Annotated in this window: 18 protein-coding genes; 11 read left to right on the top strand and 7 right to left on the bottom strand. The window is 68.2% G+C overall.

Annotated features, from left to right (window positions below):
• Positions 1 to 147 precede the first annotated feature (147 nt).
• Both pbpC and L3V85_RS10000 read left to right on the top strand, forming a co-directional pair.
• Positions 148 to 2,397, top strand: coding sequence for a penicillin-binding protein 1C (gene pbpC / locus L3V85_RS10005; RefSeq protein ID WP_237679155.1), 2,250 nt, complete (start codon positions 148 to 150; stop codon positions 2,395 to 2,397).
• An 8-nt stretch (positions 2,398 to 2,405) separates the two neighbouring features.
• On the top strand, positions 2,406 to 3,866 hold the full coding sequence (locus L3V85_RS10000) for a TPM domain-containing protein (RefSeq protein WP_237679154.1): 1,461 nt from the start codon (positions 2,406 to 2,408) through the stop codon (positions 3,864 to 3,866).
• Between the two features lie 6 nt (positions 3,867 to 3,872).
• Here L3V85_RS10000 and L3V85_RS09995 read toward each other — a convergent pair whose 3' ends face one another.
• Positions 3,873 to 4,766 (bottom strand): LysR family transcriptional regulator, encoded by an 894-nt coding sequence (locus tag L3V85_RS09995; protein ID WP_237679153.1) that lies wholly within the window; start codon positions 4,764 to 4,766, stop codon positions 3,873 to 3,875.
• Between the two features lie 347 nt (positions 4,767 to 5,113).
• Here L3V85_RS09995 and L3V85_RS09990 point away from each other — a divergent pair, with 347 nt between their 5' ends.
• Positions 5,114 to 5,794, top strand: coding sequence for a FadR/GntR family transcriptional regulator (locus L3V85_RS09990; protein ID WP_237679152.1), 681 nt, complete (start codon positions 5,114 to 5,116; stop codon positions 5,792 to 5,794).
• Entirely contained in the window at positions 5,791 to 7,107 is a 1,317-nt protein-coding gene (locus L3V85_RS09985; protein WP_237679151.1) for a CynX/NimT family MFS transporter, read from the top strand. The genes L3V85_RS09990 and L3V85_RS09985 overlap by 4 nt, the downstream gene beginning before the upstream one ends.
• Positions 7,108 to 7,119: 12 nt before the next feature.
• Here the strand turns inward: L3V85_RS09985 and L3V85_RS09980 are convergent, their stop codons facing one another.
• Entirely contained in the window at positions 7,120 to 7,920 is an 801-nt protein-coding gene (locus tag L3V85_RS09980; RefSeq protein ID WP_237679150.1) for a hypothetical protein, read from the bottom strand.
• A gap of 24 nt (positions 7,921 to 7,944) precedes the next feature.
• On the opposite strand from L3V85_RS09980, the gene L3V85_RS09975 reads away from it, so the two are divergent.
• The 3 genes from L3V85_RS09975 (at position 7,945) to L3V85_RS09965 (ending at position 11,427) form a co-directional block, all read left to right on the top strand.
• Positions 7,945 to 8,589: an ABC transporter ATP-binding protein gene (locus L3V85_RS09975; protein WP_237679149.1), complete on the top strand. Its 645-nt coding sequence runs from the start codon at positions 7,945 to 7,947 to the stop codon at positions 8,587 to 8,589.
• A gap of 134 nt (positions 8,590 to 8,723) precedes the next feature.
• On the top strand, positions 8,724 to 10,961 hold the full coding sequence (locus tag L3V85_RS09970) for an NADP-dependent isocitrate dehydrogenase (protein ID WP_237679148.1): 2,238 nt from the start codon (positions 8,724 to 8,726) through the stop codon (positions 10,959 to 10,961).
• Between the two features lie 118 nt (positions 10,962 to 11,079).
• On the top strand, positions 11,080 to 11,427 hold the full coding sequence (locus tag L3V85_RS09965; RefSeq protein WP_237679147.1) for a DUF1161 domain-containing protein: 348 nt from the start codon (positions 11,080 to 11,082) through the stop codon (positions 11,425 to 11,427).
• A gap of 10 nt (positions 11,428 to 11,437) precedes the next feature.
• On the opposite strand, the gene L3V85_RS09960 is transcribed toward L3V85_RS09965, so the two are convergent.
• Positions 11,438 to 12,013 (bottom strand): helix-turn-helix transcriptional regulator, encoded by a 576-nt coding sequence (locus L3V85_RS09960; RefSeq protein WP_237679146.1) that lies wholly within the window; start codon positions 12,011 to 12,013, stop codon positions 11,438 to 11,440.
• Positions 12,014 to 12,311: 298 nt separating this feature from the next.
• On the opposite strand from L3V85_RS09960, the gene L3V85_RS09955 reads away from it, so the two are divergent.
• Complete coding sequence (locus L3V85_RS09955; protein ID WP_237679145.1) at positions 12,312 to 13,250, top strand: AraC family transcriptional regulator; 939 nt, start codon at positions 12,312 to 12,314, stop codon at positions 13,248 to 13,250.
• Here L3V85_RS09955 and L3V85_RS09950 read toward each other — a convergent pair.
• Positions 13,222 to 14,109: an alpha/beta fold hydrolase gene (locus L3V85_RS09950; protein WP_237679144.1), complete on the bottom strand. Its 888-nt coding sequence runs from the start codon at positions 14,107 to 14,109 to the stop codon at positions 13,222 to 13,224. The two genes, L3V85_RS09955 and L3V85_RS09950, sit on opposite strands and share 29 nt — an antisense overlap.
• A gap of 56 nt (positions 14,110 to 14,165) precedes the next feature.
• Positions 14,166 to 14,726: a nucleoside 2-deoxyribosyltransferase gene (locus L3V85_RS09945; RefSeq protein WP_237679143.1), complete on the bottom strand. Its 561-nt coding sequence runs from the start codon at positions 14,724 to 14,726 to the stop codon at positions 14,166 to 14,168.
• A gap of 367 nt (positions 14,727 to 15,093) precedes the next feature.
• Here L3V85_RS09945 and L3V85_RS09940 point away from each other — a divergent pair, with 367 nt between their 5' ends.
• Complete coding sequence (locus tag L3V85_RS09940; RefSeq protein WP_237679142.1) at positions 15,094 to 15,855, top strand: SDR family oxidoreductase; 762 nt, start codon at positions 15,094 to 15,096, stop codon at positions 15,853 to 15,855.
• 1 nt (position 15,856) lies between these two features.
• Here L3V85_RS09940 and cynS read toward each other — a convergent pair whose 3' ends face one another.
• Both cynS and L3V85_RS09930 read right to left on the bottom strand, forming a co-directional pair.
• On the bottom strand, positions 15,857 to 16,300 hold the full coding sequence (cynS, locus tag L3V85_RS09935; RefSeq protein ID WP_237679141.1) for a cyanase: 444 nt from the start codon (positions 16,298 to 16,300) through the stop codon (positions 15,857 to 15,859).
• A 48-nt stretch (positions 16,301 to 16,348) separates the two neighbouring features.
• Positions 16,349 to 16,762 carry a DUF1348 family protein gene (locus L3V85_RS09930; RefSeq protein ID WP_237679140.1) on the bottom strand — a complete coding sequence of 138 codons (414 nt, stop codon included), beginning with the start codon at positions 16,760 to 16,762 and terminating at the stop codon, positions 16,349 to 16,351.
• A 91-nt stretch (positions 16,763 to 16,853) separates the two neighbouring features.
• On the opposite strand from L3V85_RS09930, the gene L3V85_RS09925 reads away from it, so the two are divergent.
• Positions 16,854 to 17,444, top strand: coding sequence for a TetR/AcrR family transcriptional regulator (locus L3V85_RS09925; protein ID WP_237679139.1), 591 nt, complete (start codon positions 16,854 to 16,856; stop codon positions 17,442 to 17,444).
• Between the two features lie 65 nt (positions 17,445 to 17,509).
• On the top strand, positions 17,510 to 18,397 hold the full coding sequence (locus tag L3V85_RS09920; protein WP_237679138.1) for a LysR substrate-binding domain-containing protein: 888 nt from the start codon (positions 17,510 to 17,512) through the stop codon (positions 18,395 to 18,397).
• Positions 18,398 to 18,416: the final 19 nt, after the last annotated feature.

Below are 18,416 nucleotides of genomic sequence, written 5' to 3'. Positions count from 1 at the left end.
CTCCTGCGAGCCGGCGTGTGCGAACTTTGGAATGAAGCGCACACCTCTGCCATGAGGCCCGCGCCCCGTCCCCGGGTAGGCCGGCATCCCGAGGTGCTTCGCGGAGAATGTCACCGCCACATACTTCCCGAAACGACGTCCTTCTTCATGCAGTTCGCGCCTCCCTCCTTCGACCGCAAGGCCCTGGCCTTCGCCCTGCTCGCGGCGGTTTGCGCGCAACCGGCGCTGGCCCTCGTGAGCTTCGAGGAAGTGAAGCGTGACTTCCGCTCGTCGGACACCGCCGTGCTCGACCGCAACGGCGAACTGCTGCAGCGCGTGCGCACCGACCCCACCGTGCGGCGCGGCCAGTGGACGCCGCTGGCCGACGTGTCGCCGGCCCTGCGCACGGCGATGGTGCTGAGCGAGGACAAGCGCTTCTACGAACACAGCGGCATCGACTGGCGCGCCGTGTCCGCAGCGGCCTGGGGCAACCTTTGGAACACGCGCACGCGCGGCGCCTCGACCATCACGATGCAGCTCTCCGGCCTGCTCGACGACGATCTGCGACGCGCCTCGGGTGGCCGCAGCTTCACGCAGAAGATCGGCCAGACGGTGGCCGCCGCGCAGTTGGAGCGCAACTGGCGCAAGGACCAGATCCTGGAGGCCTACCTGAACACCGTGCCGTTCCGCGGCGAGATCGTGGGCATCGACGCGCTCTCGCGCACGCTCTTCGGCAAGGCGCCGAGCGGGCTCGACGCGCGCGAAGCCGCCGTGGCCTCGGCGCTGGTGCGCGCGCCCAATGCCAAGCCCGCGCTGGTGGCGCAGCGCGCCTGCGAGGTGCTGCGCACCATGGAGCCGCAGCAGAAGGTCGACTGCGAGGCGCTGGACATGTTCACCAGCGCCGCGGTGCAGCGCCGGGCCTTCGAGCCGAACGAGGGCATCGCGCCCCACGCGGCGAGGCGGGTGCTGCGCGAGATGCGGGATGCGAACGCGGCGGCGGACCCGGCGAAGAAAGGCAAGGACAAGGAAGCCAGCGTGCGAACCACACTGCGCGCGCCGCTGCAGCGCTTTGCGCTCGACACGCTGCAGCGCCACCTGCGCGAACTGCGCGACCGCCATGTGGAGGACGGCGCGCTCGTCGTGCTCGACAACGCCACCGGCGAAGTGCTGGCATGGGTCGGCTCCTCGGGCCCGCTGAGCCAGGCGGCCGAGGTCGACGGCGTGACCGCGCTGCGCCAGCCCGGCTCCACGCTCAAGCCGCTGCTCTACGGGCAGGCCATTGCCGAGCGGCGCATCACCGCCGCCTCGCTGATCGAGGACTCGTCGGCGCAGATCAGCACCGCCAGCGGCCTCTACATTCCGCAGAACTACGACCGCCGCTTCAAGGGCCCGGTGTCGGCGCGCACCGCGCTGGCCGCCTCGCTCAACGTGCCGGCCGTGCGAACGCTGGTGATGGTGTCGCCCGAAGCCTTCGCGCGCGAGCTGCGCGCCGCCGGCCTGCCGCTGCGCGAAAGCGGCGACTACTACGGCTACAGCCTTGCGCTCGGCAGCGCCGAGGTGTCGCTGCTGTCGCTCACCAACGCCTACCGCATGCTGGCCAACGGCGGACGCTACGGCACGACGACGCTGACCGCGCGGCCGACGCCCACGGCCCCCACGGCCGCCGACAAGGCCAGGGCCGCCGAGCCGCCCCTGCTCGACCCGCGCGCCGCCTTCATCGTCGGCGACATCCTCTCCGACCCGAACGCGCGCACCCGCACCTTCGGCCTGGACAGCATCCTCTCCACCCGCTTCTGGACCGCCGTGAAGACCGGCACCAGCAAGGACATGCGCGACAACTGGGCCGTGGGCTGGTCGCAGCGCTACACGGTCGGCGTGTGGGTGGGCAACGCCAGCGGCGCTTCGATGTGGGACGTGAGCGGCACCAGCGGCGCGGCGCCGGTGTGGGCCGAGGTGATGCGCTTCCTGCACGCGCGCGAGCCCAGCCGCGCGCCGGCGCCGCCTGCCGGCGTGGTGCAGGCGCATGTGGAATTCGGCCCCGGCGCCGACGGCGGCCCGCTGGAGGCTGCGCGCGACGAATGGTTTTTGCAAGGCACCGAGCAGCCCCTGTTCGCACTCGACACCGGCATGGCCGGCAGCGCCGCGTCGGCGCGCATCACCGCGCCGGCCGACGGCACCATCATCGCGGTCGACCCCGACATTCCGCCGCTGCGCCAGCGCGTGCGCTTCGAATCCGAAGGGCGCGGCGTGCAGTGGCGCATCGACGGCAAGCATTTCGCGCGCGGCAACAGCGCGCAGTGGCTGCCCTGGCCGGGGCGTCACGTGATCGAACTGGTCGACGGCTCGGGCAAGGTGGTCGATCAGCGCCGCATCGAAGTGCGCGGCGCGGGCGTCGTGACCAAGAGCGCGAAGCGATGAGGACGGCCTTGCCGAATTCCGCTGCGCACGGCTGGCTTCGCCAGGTCGCCTTGATGTTGCTGATGGCCATGGCGTTCGCGCTGGGCCTTCCCGCGCAGGCCAAGCCGGTGCCCGTGCCCGCGATGAGTTCGCGCGTGGTCGACCTCACGAAAACGCTGAGCGCCGACGACGCCAGCTCGCTGCGCTACGACATCTCCGTCATCGAGCAGCTCACGCAGGCCCAGTTGGCGGTGCTGATCGTGCCGACCACGGGCGAAGACTCGATCGAGCAGTTCGCCACGCGCGTCTTCGCGCAGTGGAAGCTCGGCCGCAAGGACGAGAACGACGGCGTGCTGCTGCTGGTTGCGCTCAAGGACCGCCGCATGCGCATCGAGGTGGGCACGGGCCTGGAAGGCCGCATCACCGACATCCAGGCGGCCCGCATCATCGACGGCGAGATGACGCCGCGCTTTCGCCAGGGCGACTTCGCGGGCGGCGTGAAGGCCGCGGTGCAGTCGCTGTCGCAGCTGATCAGCGCGCCTCAGCTGCAGGCGGTGGAAGAAGAGCCGCCGGCCGAACCGCGCAACGAGGAATCGTCGCCGCTGCACCGCGTGATCGATGCGTTCTCGACCGAATCCAGCCAGTCGCGCATCAACCTGGCCTTGCTCGCGGTGATGCTCTGGACCATCGGCGTGGGCGTGTGGCACGGCAGCCGGCCTCGCCCTGTCGCGCCGCGCGTGGTGTCGCACGGCACCGGCAAGCGGGGACGGAAAGGCCGGCGCATGGACGCGCATCGGGCACAGCGCGAAGGCGCTCTCTGGGCCGACCTGAAGACCGAGCCCGCCTCGCCGGCGCGGCGGCGCTGGCCGACCGTGCTGGGCCTGCTCGCGGCCGGCCCGGTGGCCGCGACGCTGGCGCTGATGAACCTCGCGATGCCGTTCATCCTCTTCATGCCGGTCGGCTTCATGTACGGGGTCGGCTACCTGTCGGGCCGGTTCAAGACCGCGCGCTATGTGTTCATCTGCATCGCGCTGGCGATCGCGGGGCTCATCGCGCTCGGCTTCTACCTGGGCGCCGACAAGGTGCCGTTGATCATCGCGGGCGTGTTCGTCGCCGGCTTCATCGCCATCGGCATTGCGGCGATCGTGGTGGGCGTGCGCGTCCATTGGCAGCGCGGCGTGCTGGGCTTCATGGTGCGACTGGCGCTGGTGACGGGCGTCATCGGTTTCGCGTTCGTGCAACTGCGCCCGGGCCCGGACCCTGACGAAATCTGGCTCGTGATGGCGCTCGTGAGCTTCATCGCGCTGGTGTTCGGCTTCTTTCCCGCCACCGGCGGCGGCAGCGGCAACGGAGACGACGACGACAGCGACAGCGGCTGGAGCAGCAGTTCCTCGAGCAGCAGCAGCAGCAGTTCGTCGGACAGCAGTTCCTCGTCCTCTGACAGCGGCGGCGGCTCCAGCAGCGGCGGCGGTGCTTCCGGCAGCTGGTAGCCCCTGCTAGAACGACCTGAAGATGCTCAGGACGTAGTCGACGAAGGTCTTGATCTTCGGGGAATTGCGGCGCGACGGCAGATAGACCAGGTTGATTTCCTGCGGCTTCAGCTTCACTTGCGGCAGCACCGGCAGCAGCAGCCCCATGTCCAACTGCGGTTGCGCCAGCGACACCGGCACCAGGGCAATGCCGCGGGCCGACAGCGCCAGTTGCAGGATCAACTCGAGGTCGTCCGACTGGAACACGCTCTCCACGCGAATGCGGTGGGTCTTGTCGAGGGTCGCGAGGTTCACCTCCCGCTTGCGCCGCTCCTCGCCGGTGGTCAGGAACACATGCCGTGAAAAGTCCTGCAGGTTCTCGATGGCCGGGTGCGGCGCCAGGTAGTCGGGCGCGGCGCACAGCATCAGCGGCTCGTCTTTCAGGTGACGCGCCACGAGTTCGTCGCAGCCGTCTCGCCCGCGGCGAATGGCCACGTCGGCCTCGTCGCGGAACAGGTCCGCGCGGTCGTTGCCGGTCTCGACCACCACTTCGAGCCGCGGATGGGCTGTCATGAACGGCGGCAGATGGCTCATGAGCAGCTCCCTGCCGTAGTAGTGCGGCACCACGATGCGCAGCCGGCCCGTCACCGCGTCGCCGCCGGAAGACAGGTTGAGCATGACGTCGTCCAGGATGGTCAGCACATGCTGCGCCGCCACCAGGAATTCGCGCCCCTCCTCGGTCAGCGCGAAGCGCGTGGAGCCGCGGTGCAGCAGCAGATGGCCCACCGTGGCTTCCAGCCGCTGGAGCTGGCGCGAGGCGGAGGCCTTGGGTACGTTCAGCACATCGGCGGCGGGGGTCAGTCCTCCCAACTGCGCGGCTTTCGTGAACAGCCGCACGTCCGACAAAGAAAAGTCCTTCATTTCAGATTCGACGTGATCCGTTTTTCCTGTTCTCTCCCGGGGCGCTCCCCAGAGGCGTGCCGGCGGGAGGGCCGAACGCCGAGCAAAGCAACTTAAAGATTCATAAGTGACCTTTAGTTTCATTTTCCGGCAGCTCACAGACAATTGGTAACGTTCGAATCAACGTTTCGTGAAGGTGGGGAAAAGTTCACCTTTTTGCTGCAAATCTTCGAATCCAGCTTGCACAATCGAGCGAACAAGGGTCAGACAGTCGCGCGCCGCGAAAGCGAGCAACCACCGCGCTCCTGGCCCGGGCTTTGCGCAGCGGGCAAAATTCGTCCAATCATTGAATGAATAGGCCCTTTCAGATGCTTGCTCAAGCCCCTCGCACCTCCCTGGCGGACGCCGCCGCCGAAAGCATCCGCGCCGAAATCTCCGGCGGCCGCTGGGCTGTCGGCAGCCGAATTCCCATCGAGCCTCAACTCGCCCTGCTGCTGGGCGTGAGCCGCGGCACGGTGCGCGAGGCGGTCAAGACGCTGGTGTCGCGCGGCCTGCTCGAAGTGCGCCAGGGTTCAGGCACCTATGTGCGTTCCGGCTTCGACCCCTCTTCCAGCCTGCAGAAAATGCGCCGCGCCAGCCTGCGCGACCAGTTCGAAGTGCGCCGCGCGCTCGAGGTCGAGGCGGCCCGGCTCGCCGCGGTGCGCCACACGGCCAAGGACCTGCGCCGGCTGAACACGCTGCTCGACAAGCGCGGCGTGCCCGACGAGAGCGACGACGGCGCCAGCTTCATCGAACGCGACCTGGCTTTTCACCTAGCCATCGTCGACGTATCGGGCAACCTCGCGCTGGCCGAGACCTGCCGCTTCATCACCGGCTACATCAAGGAAACGATCGTCAGCACCCTGGGCACCGTGCTGCCCGAGCCCGACGAGGCCGCGCACCGCTCCATCATCGAAGGCATCGCGAGCCGCGACCCCGATGTCGCCGCCGCGGCGGTGCGCGCCTTCATGGCGCCGATGATCAACGCGCTGGCGCTGGGCACGGCATGAGCGCCGCAGCCATCACGCGCGACGCCACCGTTCAACGTACGCAGCCCGCGCAACCCGGCGCCACCGAAGACCTGTTGATCGACACCGAGGCCGACAACAGGCCCGCGCCGCTCCCCACGCCCACCCCCAACCTGGGCCGGCGCATCCTGCTCGGCGCGAGCGTGGTGCTGATCGCGTTCAACCTGCGGCCGGTGTTCGCCAGCCTCTCGGTGGTGCTACCGGAAATCATCAAGGCCACGGGCCTGTCGGCCACCGCCGCGAGCCTGCTGACCACGCTGCCGATCGTCTGCCTCGGCGTGTTCGCGCCGCTGGCGCCCGGGCTCGGACGCCGCTTCGGCACCGAGCGCACGCTGCTCGGCTGCATGGTGCTGATCCTGCTGGGCACGATGCTGCGCGGCACCGGCAACATCCCGCTGCTGTTCCTGGCGTCGGCCATCGCGGGCAGCGGCATCGCGGTGTCGAACGTGCTGCTGTCGGGGCTGGTCAAGCGCGACTTCGCGAAGCAGGCGGCGCTGATGATGGGCCTCTACACCATGGCGGTGTGCGGCGGTGCCGCCAGCGCGGCGGGCCTTACGGTGCCCATCGAGCATGCGCTGGGCGGCGGCTGGACCATGGCACTGGCCATGTGGGCGCTGCCCGCAGCGGTGGTCACGCTGGTCTGGGCGCCGCAGGCGCTGCCGGTCAGGCCGGTGGCGAGCGAATCGGGCTTCACGGTGCGCGGGCTGTGGCGCGACCGGCTGGCCTGGCAGGTCACCTTCTTCATGGGGCTGCAGTCCGCCCTGGCCTACATCGTGATGGGCTGGCTCGCGCCGATCCTGCGCGAGCGCGGACTCGGCAGCGAGACGGCGGGCTACGTGGTGTCGCTGTCGGTCATGACGCAGGTGGTGACCTGCCTCGTGGTGCCGGCGCTGGCGGTGAAGCTGCGCAACCAGCGCGGGCTGGCCGTGGCGCTGGCGATGCTCACCGTCGCGGCCATGCTGGCGATGCTGTTCGCGCCGCTGGGCGGCGTGTGGCTGTGGGCGGTTCTGCTGGGCATTGCGCAGGGGGGCACCTTCGCGCTGGCGCTCACCATGATCGTGCTGCGTTCGCCCGATTCGCACGTGGCCGCGCACCTGTCGGGCATGGCGCAAGGCGTGGGCTACATGGTGGCGGCCTTCGGCCCGCTGGTGGCCGGGCTGCTGCACGGATGGACGGGGAGCTTTCGCGCTTCGTCGTGGCTGTTCATCGGCCTGGGCATCGCGCTGGTGATCGCGGGCCTCGGCGCGGGGCGCACCAAGCACGTGGGCGCGGTGACTGTGCCGCGCGGCGCCTGACCTTTTTGCCGCCTATTGCGGCCCGCCGCCGCAGAAGTCGGCCGAGCCTCCACCGCTGCCGTCGCCGGAAAAGCGCGAGCGCGTGTTGACGGTGGCGCTGGCCGGCACATGCGCCGCCCAATCGCTCTGCAGCCAGGTGAACTGCCAGCCGTAAGGGCCGCCGGTCTTTGCGGGCTCGCCGTAGGCGATGCGCAGGCTGCCGTTGCTTTCTTCATGGCAATGCTTCGAGGTCTTGTATTCCTTCTCGGTGAAGCAGGCGCGGATCATCTTGCTGCATGAGAAGGGAATGCCCTCGTACGCGGCCTTGGCGGACGCGGGCTCGGCGTCGAGCGGCACGAAGTCGGCGGTGGAGAACGACGCGCCGCCGCCCGAGTAGCTCTCGAACTGGCGCTGCAGCACAGCCACGGCCCAGCGCCCGTCGGCCAGCGGATAGAGCGCCGGCGCGAGCGTGCGCTGGACCTCGCCGTTGCCTGCCTCGCCTTCCTTGACCGAGCCGGCGTACCCGGTGAAGTCGTACAAGCGATCAAGCTTCCATTCCGTGGCGTCCGCCGCGCGCTTCAGCCGGCCGAGGGCAAGCGGCGCCTGCGACAGCACCACGTAGTCGCCCGGTGCGCCACCGCGAGGACGATGGAGCGTCAGCGCGGCGGCATCGCAGGGCTGGGGCAGCAGCGCGCACAGGTGGGCACGCCAGTCGGCATCGACCGACTCGGGCTGCTTGACCTCCACGAGCACCTGCGCCGCCGGCGCGGCAACGGCGGGCGCCGCGAACGGCAGTGCAGCCAGCAGCACCGCGGCAATAGGCATTTTCTTCATGGGGCCGATGGTAAAACCCGGGCCGTGAACACCACCCCACCCTTCCCACCCATCCTGCAGCTGCAGGACATCGGCTTCGCCTACCCCGGCCAGAGCGCCATCGCATCCGGTTGGACCGCCTCGATCGGCCCCGGCGTGACGCTGCTTCATGGCGACACCGGCGCCGGCAAGTCGGCCCTGCTCCAGGTGATCGCTGGCGTGCTGCCAGCCGGCGGCGGCCGGCTGACGGTGGCCGGCACGCGCCTGGACGCCTCGCCCGAGGCCTACCGGCGCCAGGTCTTCTTCGTCGACCCGACCACCGACCGCTTCGACCAGCTCACCGCCCGCGAGTGCACGCGGCAGCTGACCGAGGGCGACACCGGCTTCGACCCCGCCGCCTGGCAGGCGCTGGCCGACGGCTTTTCGCTCGAGCCGCACCTCGACAAGAAGCTGTTCATGCTGTCCACCGGCTCCCGGCGCAAGGTCTGGATGGCGGCCGGGCTCGCCTCGGGCCGGCCGCTGGTTCTGCTCGACGAGCCCACGGCCGGGCTCGACGCCGGCTCGACCCGCTGTCTCTGGCAGGCGCTCACGGGCGTGGCGGCGCAGGAGCGCAGGGCCGTTCTGGTCGCCAGCGCGGCGCGGATCGACACCGTGCCGCTGGCCGCTACCATCGCTCTGCCGCTGGATTGACAGAGCCTGCTGCGGGGAGATCGCACCCCGGATCGGCCACCCCCCTTCCGCCCGGCGACAATCGCCACCTCGTGAACTGATTCATCCCTGAAGTTCACGCCACCCGACAACCCAGGATTTACGGACGCAAGCGCATGAGCACGAAGCAACCCACCATCGTCTACACCCTCACCGACGAGGCGCCCCTGCTGGCGACCTACGCGTTTCTGCCCATCGTGCGCGCGTTCACGACACCGGCCGGCATCAACCTCGAAACCAGCGACATCTCGGTGGCAGCCCGCATCCTGGGCGAATTCCCCGAATTCCTGAGCGACGACCAGAAGGTGCCCGACAACCTGGCCGAACTGGGCAAGCTCACGCTCAAGCCCGAAGCCAACATCATCAAGCTGCCCAACATCAGCGCTTCGGTCTCCCAGCTCAAGTCGGCGATCAAGGAACTGCAAGGCAAGGGCTACAAGATCCCCGACTACCCGGAAAACCCGACCTCGGATGAGGACAAGGACATCCGCGCCCGCTACAACAAGTGCACCGGCAGCGCGGTGAACCCCGTGCTGCGCGAAGGCAACTCCGACCGCCGCGCGCCCAAGGCCGTGAAGGAATACGCCCGCAAGAACCCGCACAGCATGGCCGACTGGAGCCAGGCCTCGCGCTCGCACGTCTCGCACATGCACGGCGGCGACTTCTATCACGGCGAAAAGTCCATGACGCTGGACCGCGCGCGCAACGTCAAGATGGAGCTGATCACCAAGAGCGGCAAGACCATCGTGCTCAAGCCCAAGGTCGCGCTGCTGGACCGCGAAGTCATCGACTCCATGTTCATGAGCAAGAAGGCCCTCCTGGCCTTCTATGAAAAGGAAATCGAAGACGCGCACAAGACCGGCGTGATGTTCTCGCTGCACGTCAAGGCCACCATGATGAAGGTCTCGCACCCCATCGTGTTCGGCCACTGCGTGAAGATCTTCTACAAGGAAGCCTTCGAGAAACACGGCAAGCTGTTCGACGAGCTGGGCATCAACGTCAACAACGGCATGGTCGACCTGTACACCAAGATCGCCGCGCTGCCGCAGAGCACGCAGGACGAGATCAAGCGCGACCTGCACGCCTGCCACGAGAACCGCCCCGAGCTGGCGATGGTCGACTCGGCCAAGGGCATCACCAACTTCCACTCGCCCAACGACGTGATCGTCGACGCCTCGATGCCCGCGATGATCCGCAACGGCGGCAAGATGTGGGGCGCCGATGGCCGCCTGAAGGACGTCAAGGCCGTGATGCCCGAATCGACCTTCGCCCGCATCTACCAGGAGATCATCAACTTCTGCAAGTGGCACGGCGCCTTCGACCCCAAGACCATGGGCACGGTGCCCAACGTGGGCCTGATGGCACAGAAGGCCGAGGAATACGGTTCGCACGACAAGACCTTCGAGATCCCCGAAGACGGCGTCGCCAACATCACCGACCTGGACACCGGTGAAGTGCTGATGAGCGAAGACGTGGAGCAAGGCGACATCTGGCGCATGTGCCAGGTCAAGGACGCCGCGATCCGCGACTGGGTCAAGCTGGCCGTCACCCGCGCGCGCAATTCGGGCATGCCCGTGGTGTTCTGGCTGGACGCCTACCGCCCGCACGAGGCGCAACTGATCACCAAGGTCAAGATGTACCTGCACGAGCACAACACCTCGGGCCTGGACATCCAGATCATGAGCCAGGTGCGCGCCATGCGTTACACGCTGGAGCGCGTGGTCCGCGGCCTGGACACCATCAGCGCCACCGGCAACATCCTGCGCGACTACCTGACCGACCTGTTCCCCATCATGGAACTGGGCACCTCGGCCAAGATGCTGTCGATCGTGCCGCTGATGGCCGGCGGCGGCCTGTACGAGACCGGCGCGGGCGGCTCGGCCCCCAAGCACGTGCAGCAACTGGTGGAAGAAAACCACCTGCGCTGGGACTCGCTGGGCGAATTCCTCGCGCTGGCCGTGAGCCTGGAAGACCTGGGCCTGAAGACCGGCAACAAGAAAGCCGCCATCCTGGCCAAGACGCTCGACACCGCCACCGGCAAGCTGCTGGACAACAACAAGAACCCGTCGCCCAAGACCGGCCAGCTCGACAACCGCGGCAGCCAGTTCTACCTGGCCATGTACTGGGCCCAGGAACTCGCGGCGCAGACCGACGACAAGGAACTGCAGGCATTGTTCGTGAAGCTGGCCGACTCGCTCACCAGCAACGAGAAGAAGATCGTCGACGAGCTGGCCGCCGTGCAGGGCAAGGCCGTGGACATCGGCGGCTACTACCTGGCCGACAAGGCGAAGTTCGAAACGGTGATGCGCCCGAGCGCCACGCTGAACGCGGCGCTGGCTTCCGCGCAAGGCTGATGCGCTGACGAAGCGATGAGCCACGGGACGGCGGCAAGCGCCGTCCCCGGCTCACTCGCCGAGCGTGAGGGACGGCAATAGACTGTCCGCCCCCTCACCTCTTCCAGGCAGGCTCCCCATGAAATACCGTCTGCTGATTTCTCTCATGCTGGCCTTCGCAGGTGCCGCCCACGGCGCCGAAGACTGCGAAGCGCTGCGCACCCGGATCGAATCGAAGATCGCCGCGGCCGGTGTCGCGCGCTTCACCGTCACGGTCGTCGATGCCAATGCAACGGCGGCCGGCCAGGTCGTGGGCAGCTGCGAACTCGGCAGCAAGAAGGTCGTGTACGAGCGCGACGTGGGCCCCATGCGGGAGGGCGTTCCCGCGGCCGCGGGTTCGCCATCATCTTCGAGCAGCGAGCCGATCCTCACCGAATGCAAGGACGGCACCGTGTCGGTCGGCGGCGACTGCAAGAAGCAGCCGTAGGCGCCTTCGCTCAGGCGCTACCCCGGGCCTCCGGGTCGAGCAGGCCCCTTTGCATGCCTTCGCGCACCGCCTGTGCGCGCGACTTCACCGCCAGCTTGCGGTAGATGTTCTTGACCTGCGCATCGACCGTGTGGAGCGAGCGGTAGCTGGTCTCCGCGATCTGCCGGTTGCTCAGGCCCTGGGACACCATCCGCAGCACCTTCAGCTCGCGCGGAGACAGCGAAGACCGCGCCCGGTCCAGGCCCGGCGGCTGCAGGTTGCGCATGCGCCTCGGCTTGGCGGGCGCCGGCGTCGGCGCCACTTCTGCCACCGCACCTGTCTCGGGCATCCGGCGTGGATCCAGAATCCGCCGCGCGATCCGCAACGCGGTCGCCGTATCGCCCTCCGAAACCAGCCGCATCAGGAAGGCCAGCTCGACCTCGTTGGCCTCGGAAAACAGCGAACCCACGGCGCTCGCCGCCGCCACCGAATCCGCATACAGTGCCTGCGCGGCCATGGACAGCGCGGCCGGCTCGGTGCCGCGCTGACCCTCGCGCATCGACATCGGCTCGGTGGGGATCCTCTTCGTCTTTTTATTGGACAGCATGTGGGCGCTCGCTCGAGAAGGGTGGAAATCTGCGAGACCCCCTGGCTCGGAGTCTCCGCGTGGCCCTGCAACCACGTCACCCCCAAGATTGCTTTCGTATGACAAACGGTCTTGACCGTGCGTCTCAGTTCTTGCGAGAATCCGCCTCAAATGCGTTACTTTTTGGCACTTTAGAATTATTTTCAGATTTTTCGAGAGCCTCTCCGCCTGATTCGGAGCATTTTTGATGGGCTTGCGCGAGCTAGAAACCGGTGTCCGTTCCACGCTCCGGAACGGCATCTTCCACAGTCATTTCGACGTGGCTGCAGAACCCCCGCAGAGGCAGCTCGAGGCCTGGCGGGAGCGCGTCGGCCACGTGATCGACGTGGTGCCCTCCTCTGCCGGCATCGGCAAGCCCTTCCAGGCAGCCATCGACCGCTACGAAGTCGGCGACATCGTCTTCACCGACTGCCGCTCCGACGCCATGCTGCTCGAGCGCTCCCTCGCACGCATCTCCACCGACAACGTCCGCAACTTCGCCTTCCATGTGTTCGCCGAAGGCGATGTCGACAGCGTGACCGTGCGCTCGTCCGCGCAGCGCGACGCACCGGCCGCCGCGAAGCTCGTGGCGCTCGACATGGGCCAGCCGGTGCGCATGCATCGCAACGCCTGCCGGGTGCTGAGCTTCTTCGTGCCGGGCACGATGCTGCAGGAGGTCTTTCCGGACCCCGCGGCCGTCCACGCCCGCACGATGCAGCCCGACTCGCCCATCGCGCGACTGGCCCTGGACCACGCGGCCGCGCTCGGCCGAGAGATCGCGACGCTGAGCGCCCCGGCCGCCGAAGGCGCCGTGCGCGATGCCGTGCAGCTGCTGGTCGCGAGCTTCGGCAAACAGGCACGCCTGAGCGGCGGTGCGCGCGCCGCGGCCCGCGCGGCGATGTTCGGGCAGGTGCGCCGCTATGTGCAGGCCAACCTGCATCGCGCCGACCTGTCGCCCGAAAACGTGCTTGCGGCGCTGCACCTTCCGCGCCCCACCCTCTACCGCCTGTTCCAGCATGAAGGCGGCCTGGGCGCATACATCCGCCACCTGCGGCTGCGGCATGCGGCCGACGACCTCGTGCGCTACCCGCACCTGATGGTGACGGACGTGGCCTATGGCGTCGGGTTCAAGAGCCCGTCGGATTTCACGCGGGCTTTCCGCAGGGCCTACAGCATGTCGCCGCAGGAATTCAGGGCTTCTTCGGGCTCGCCGCTGTAACCACGCGCGCAATCCACGCCAGCAGCACGGCGACGACCTCTTCGCGATTGACCTCGTTCAGCGTCTCGTGACGCGCGCCGCCGAACACGTGGCTCGACACATCGCGCAGACCCGCTTCGCGATAACGCTGCACCAGCGGATGGAACCACTCGGCCTTGTTGCTGACCGGGTCCTGGTCGCCGATGAACAGATAAAGCGGCAGATCGGGGCGAATGCGCGACTGCATCGCGGCGGGTTCCAGCTCGGCCAGGCCCGCGAACATCGACCCCATGCCCTCGGCCGAGACCGTGAAGCCGCACAGCGGATCTGCGATGTAGGCATCGACCTGCGCCGCGTCGCGGCTGAGCCAGTCGAAGGGCGTGCGCACATCGGGCAGCGCCGCGTTCATGTCTTCCAGCTTGAAGCCGCTCTGCAGGGCGCCGCCCAGCAGGTCGAGCGCTGACGTGCCGGAGAGCACCGCCCCCGACAGCAGATCGCTGTGCTTCACAAGGTAGTACTGGGTGGCGAACGAGCCCATGCTGTGGCCCAGCAGGATCAGCGGCAGGCCCGGATGCACGCCGCGCACATGGCGGCTCAGGAGCGCCATGTCGTCCACGAGGCCGCCGAATCCGCGCGGGCCGAATTCGCCGAGTTCGTCGCGCGCGGCGGCGCCCTTGCCGTGGCCCCGGTGCTCGTTCCCGTAGACGACGTAGCCGGCCTCCACCAGCGCCTTGGCCAGATGCCGGTAGCGCAGCGAATGCTCGCCCATGCCGTGCGCCAGTTGAATCACCGCGCGCTGCGTCGGGCCCTGCCAGCGATGCGCCTCGATCGGGACGCCGTCGTTGGAGGTCAGGTCGAAGTGCGTCTCTGTGCTCGGCATGCGGTGCTCCATGGAAAAGGGAACACCATCCTAGGCGGTGGCGACTGCGGCGGGGATCAGGGCTTTCCAGCTTCTGGCGCGCGGCGTGACGCGAGCAGCCCGGCCATCTTCTTCAACGCGTCGTCCAGCGTGGGCTCGATGTGGATCGAGCAGGCCAGCATCAGGTTCAGCGGCTGGCCGAAGTCTTCGACGGCCATGCCGGTGCCGTGCTCGCGCAGCATGCCGTCCGGGTCCGGCTCGCACGGCAATGCGGCCTGCACGCGCTGCGCGTAGCTGCCCTCGGGCACGCCATAGGCCGCGACGGGAATGCCCAGCGCGACCGCCGCCCCCACCTCGAACACCGTGCCGGAATCGGGCTCCAGGCCCCGGAAGCATTCGAGGTTGGCGACAACGCCATCGGCGCTGCGCAGCAGCCGCATGTTGGCCGCGTAGATCTTCTTTTCGAGCGGAACGGACGACGGGTCTTCGCTGCCATCCGCCGGCGGCAGGGCAATGAAGCCAGCGGCGTCGCAGGCGGCGGCCGCGCGGATGAAATGCGCCTTCGCATCGGCGCGAAAGACATCCGGCCCGGCCAGATAGATGCGCGGGCGAGGCGCGATGTCGGAGGCTTCGTTCATCGACCGAGCATCATCTATTTAAGAGCCGGGCTCAATCCCGGCCGCGTGACGGGACGCAACCGACCGCCGATTGCATTCCTGGCGGATTGGGCAAGAAATTCGCACGAACCGGCTACCACCCTTGCCGCACTTTCCTGAAGAATCGCTGCACCACACAGGCTTCCGTACCGACCTACCGCGAAAGTACCAAGCCGCACCGATCGAAGGCCGCGACCCCGCGCCACGCGTTTTGCAGGATCAGGCAAAAACCGCGGTCGATTCGGATACCGCTCGCACCCCCTGTCACGCGAAACTTCCTGCCATGCCCGACGCACGCCCATCCCCGGCATGCGCCCCGCGGCAAACCGACCAGCACAAGGAGTTCTCCATGACCGCAATCCAGGAAAAAGTAGTTCTCGTCACCGGCGCGAGCAGCGGTATCGGTGAAGCCACAGCGCGGCTGCTTGCGCGGCGCGGCGCCAAGGTGGTGCTCGGTGCGCGGCGCACCGACCGGCTCGCGGCGCTGGTGGCCGAGATCGAGGCCACCGGCGGCACCGCCAGCTTCCAGCGGCTCGACGTCACGCACCGGCCAGACGTGGAAGCCTTCGCCGAGTTCGCGCTCGAGACGCACGAACACATCGACGTGCTGGTGAACGCGGCGGGCGTGATGCCGATGTCGCCGCTGTGGAACCGCAAGATCGAGGAGTGGGAGCTCATGATCGACGTGAACCTGCGCGGCGTGCTGCTCGGCGTCGCGGCGGTGCTGCCGACGATGCAGGAGCAGGGCTGGGGCCACATCGTCAACGTGGCGCCGGTGGCGATGCAGGGCGTGTCGCCCGCCTCGGCCGTCTACCACGGCACGCAGTACGCGGTGAACGCGATCTCCGAGGGGCTGCGCCAGGAACACGCCGGCCGCCTGCATGTGACGGTGATCAGCCCCGACGTGAACGGACCCGGCGACCCGCTGGCCGAACGCATCGCGGCCAGCTACTCGCGCGAACGCATGCGCACCAACCGGCGCATCGCGGTGCCGGTGGACGCGGTAGCCCGCTCCATCGCCGGCGCCATCGAGGGCTACGGCATCACCGCCGGGGCGATGCACCCGCCCGGCGGCAGGCAGAAGCCGCACCCCGTCGTGTACGTGCAGTGACTCAGTAGGTCTTGTAGGGCAGGAACTTGCCCGACAGCACCACGTTGACCCGGTCGCCCTTCGGGTCGGCCTGGCGCTGGATGTCCATGCTGAAGTCGATGGCGCTCATGATGCCGTCGCCGAACTCTTCATGGATCAGTTCCTTGATGGTCGTGCCGTACACGCTCACCACCTCGTACCAGCGGTAGATGAGCGGGTCGGTCGGCACCGGCGTGGGCAGCGAGCCCTTGTAGGGCACCACCTGCAGCCACTTCTGCTCTTCCGGCGTGAGGCCGAAGATCTTGCCGACGACCTTGGCCTGCTTGTCGTCGAGCGTCATCTGGCCGAGGCAGGCGGCGGTGGTCCACTCCTTCGAAAGGCCAACCTTCTTGGCCACGTCGGCCCACTGGATGCCCTTGCTCACCTTGACGGTGATGATCTTCTCGGTGACGTCGTTGCGGTTCATGCGGTCTCCTGTTTGAACAGGCCCGAGCAAGCAACAGCCGTGCCGAGGTCAGCGCAGCTTGCGCTCGGCTTCCACGATGGGCTGGTCGTTGATGCTCGCGAAGCGGCGCTGCATCAGGCCGTTCTCGGCGAACTCCCAGTTCTCGTTGCCGTGGCTGCGATACCACTGGCCCGCGTCGTCATGCCACTCGTACTCGAAGCGCACCGCGATGCGGTTGTCCATGAAGGCCCAGAGCTGCTTCTTCAGCCGGTAGTCGAGCTCGCGCGCCCACTTGCGCGACAGGAACTCGACTACCTGCTCGCGGCCGTTGATGAACTCCGCGCGGTTGCGCCATTCGGTGTCGGGCGTGTAGGCCAGGCTCACGCGCACGGGGTCGCGCGAGTTCCAGGCGTCTTCGGCGGCCTGGACTTTCTTCGTCGCGGATTCGAGGGTGAAGGGCGGCAGCGGCGGGCGGGATTCCATAAGGGTCTTTCGGCGAGGCGGTGAATGAAGGATGAATGCGCCGCAATGTGCCACACGTAGACAGACCTGTCTACATGCCTACAATCGCGCCATGGACATCTCCGCACTGCCGGCGCGCGAGCGCATCCTGCTCACCGCTCACGACCTCTTCTATGTCGACGGCATCCGCGCCACCGGCATCGACCGCGTCATCGCGGCGTCCGGGGTCACCAAGGTCACGTTCTACCGGCACTTCCCGTCGAAGGACGACCTGGTGCGCGCCTTCCTCGACCATCGCCACGGCCTGTGGATGGCGTGGTTCGTCGACGCGCTAGGCCGGCACGGCGCGCAGCGGCGCATCGAGGGCGGGCAGGCGCTGGAAGTGCTGGCCGACGCCATGGCCGAGTGGTTCGCCGACCCGGTGTTTCGCGGCTGCGCGTTCATCAACTCGGTGGTGGAAATCGGTGCCAGCGTGGCCGGCGCCACCGGCATTGCGCGCGAGCACAAGCGCGAAATGATCGAGGTCATTGCCGGACTGCTGCCCGAGGTGCCGCAGCGCATGGCCCTTGCGCAAGCGGCGGCGCTGGGCGTCGACGGCGCCATCGTCAAGGCGCAGATGGGCGACGCGGCACTGGCGCGAGAAGCGGTCGATGACCTGCGCCGGCTGCTCCAGGCGCTGACGGCCTCGCTCATCGCCGGCTGACGCCCATCATCGAGCGCCGGGAGGCTTCGATACCATCGAAGCCCGCAGCTTTCGCCAACAAGAAGATGGTTTCACCGCGTCTCCCCTCGACCCAGGGCCTGCAGGCCTTCGAGGCCGTCGCGCGCCTGCGCAGCGTGAACCTGGCGGCCGAAGAGCTCAGCGTGACGCCCAGCGCGGTGAGCCACCGCATCCGCCAGCTCGAGCTGCTGCTGGAGCTCAAGTTCTTCACCGGCGGTGATTTCAGCCTCAGCGCCGACGGCATGGCCTACCTGGCGCGCGTGCGGGAAGCCATTGCGGCACTGCAGCAAGTGCCCGGCCGCGAGCCGGCGTCGCAGGTGCGGCGGCTGCGCCTGGCGGTCACGCCCACCTTCTCGCGGCAGATGCTGCTGCCCAGGCTTGCGCGCTTTCGCGACACGTATCCGAACATCGAGCTGATGCTGCAGGTGACGGCGCCGATGCGCAACGCCACCCCCGAAGAAGCCGACCTGGAACTGCGCTTCGGCACCGGCCCCTTTCACGACCGCGAGTTCTGCCAGCTGCTGGCCGACGAGGTGTCGCCGGCGTGCAGCCCGGCCTACCTGCAACGCCACGGCCCATTCGAAGGCGGCTTCGCCACCGATGCCGAGGTGTCGCGCGCGCAACTGCTGCGCACGCCGCTGGAGTCGTGGCGCACCTGGTTCAAGGCCTGCGGCGTCGGCCTGCCCGAGCCCGCCACCGGCCACCAGTTCACCGACCTGGGGCTGGCGCTCGATGCGGCGGCCGAAGACTTCGGCGTGGTGCTCATGCACCTGAAGCTCGGCAGTGCCTGGCTCGACAACGGCCGGCTGGTGCGGCTGTCGCCGCGCAGCGTGCCCTCGCCCAACGCCTACTTTTTGTGCTGGCGGCCGGGCACCATGGAACGCTGGGAATGCGCCACCTTCGTCGAATGGCTGCGGCAGGCGCTGCGGGACTGAGCGGTCGAGCGGCTGAATT

Source organism: Variovorax paradoxus (assembly GCF_022009635.1).
In the GTDB taxonomy this organism is placed as follows: domain Bacteria; phylum Pseudomonadota; class Gammaproteobacteria; order Burkholderiales; family Burkholderiaceae_C; genus Variovorax.
Note: the sequence above shows the minus strand (reverse complement) of the source record. Positions and strands in the feature narration are given on the sequence as shown.

Bases quoted from the DNA above. Each gene is read 5' to 3' on its own strand.
- L3V85_RS09920 (WP_237679138.1), top strand. From the start codon at position 17,510: ATGGTTTCACCGCGTCTCCCCTCGACCCAGGGCCTGCAGGCCTTCGAG.
- L3V85_RS09950 (WP_237679144.1), bottom strand. From the start codon at position 14,109: ATGCCGAGCACAGAGACGCACTTCGACCTGACCTCCAACGACGGCGTC.
- L3V85_RS09930 (WP_237679140.1), bottom strand. From the start codon at position 16,762: ATGGAATCCCGCCCGCCGCTGCCGCCCTTCACCCTCGAATCCGCGACG.
- L3V85_RS09985 (WP_237679151.1), top strand. From the start codon at position 5,791: ATGAGCGCCGCAGCCATCACGCGCGACGCCACCGTTCAACGTACGCAG.
- L3V85_RS09945 (WP_237679143.1), bottom strand. From the start codon at position 14,726: ATGAACGAAGCCTCCGACATCGCGCCTCGCCCGCGCATCTATCTGGCC.
- L3V85_RS09980 (WP_237679150.1), bottom strand. From the start codon at position 7,920: ATGAAGAAAATGCCTATTGCCGCGGTGCTGCTGGCTGCACTGCCGTTC.
- L3V85_RS09970 (WP_237679148.1), top strand. From the start codon at position 8,724: ATGAGCACGAAGCAACCCACCATCGTCTACACCCTCACCGACGAGGCG.
- L3V85_RS09990 (WP_237679152.1), top strand. From the start codon at position 5,114: ATGCTTGCTCAAGCCCCTCGCACCTCCCTGGCGGACGCCGCCGCCGAA.
- L3V85_RS09960 (WP_237679146.1), bottom strand. From the start codon at position 12,013: ATGCTGTCCAATAAAAAGACGAAGAGGATCCCCACCGAGCCGATGTCG.
- pbpC (WP_237679155.1), top strand. From the start codon at position 148: ATGCAGTTCGCGCCTCCCTCCTTCGACCGCAAGGCCCTGGCCTTCGCC.
- L3V85_RS09995 (WP_237679153.1), bottom strand. From the start codon at position 4,766: ATGAAGGACTTTTCTTTGTCGGACGTGCGGCTGTTCACGAAAGCCGCG.
- L3V85_RS09925 (WP_237679139.1), top strand. From the start codon at position 16,854: ATGGACATCTCCGCACTGCCGGCGCGCGAGCGCATCCTGCTCACCGCT.
- cynS (WP_237679141.1), bottom strand. From the start codon at position 16,300: ATGAACCGCAACGACGTCACCGAGAAGATCATCACCGTCAAGGTGAGC.
- L3V85_RS09965 (WP_237679147.1), top strand. From the start codon at position 11,080: ATGAAATACCGTCTGCTGATTTCTCTCATGCTGGCCTTCGCAGGTGCC.
- L3V85_RS09940 (WP_237679142.1), top strand. From the start codon at position 15,094: ATGACCGCAATCCAGGAAAAAGTAGTTCTCGTCACCGGCGCGAGCAGC.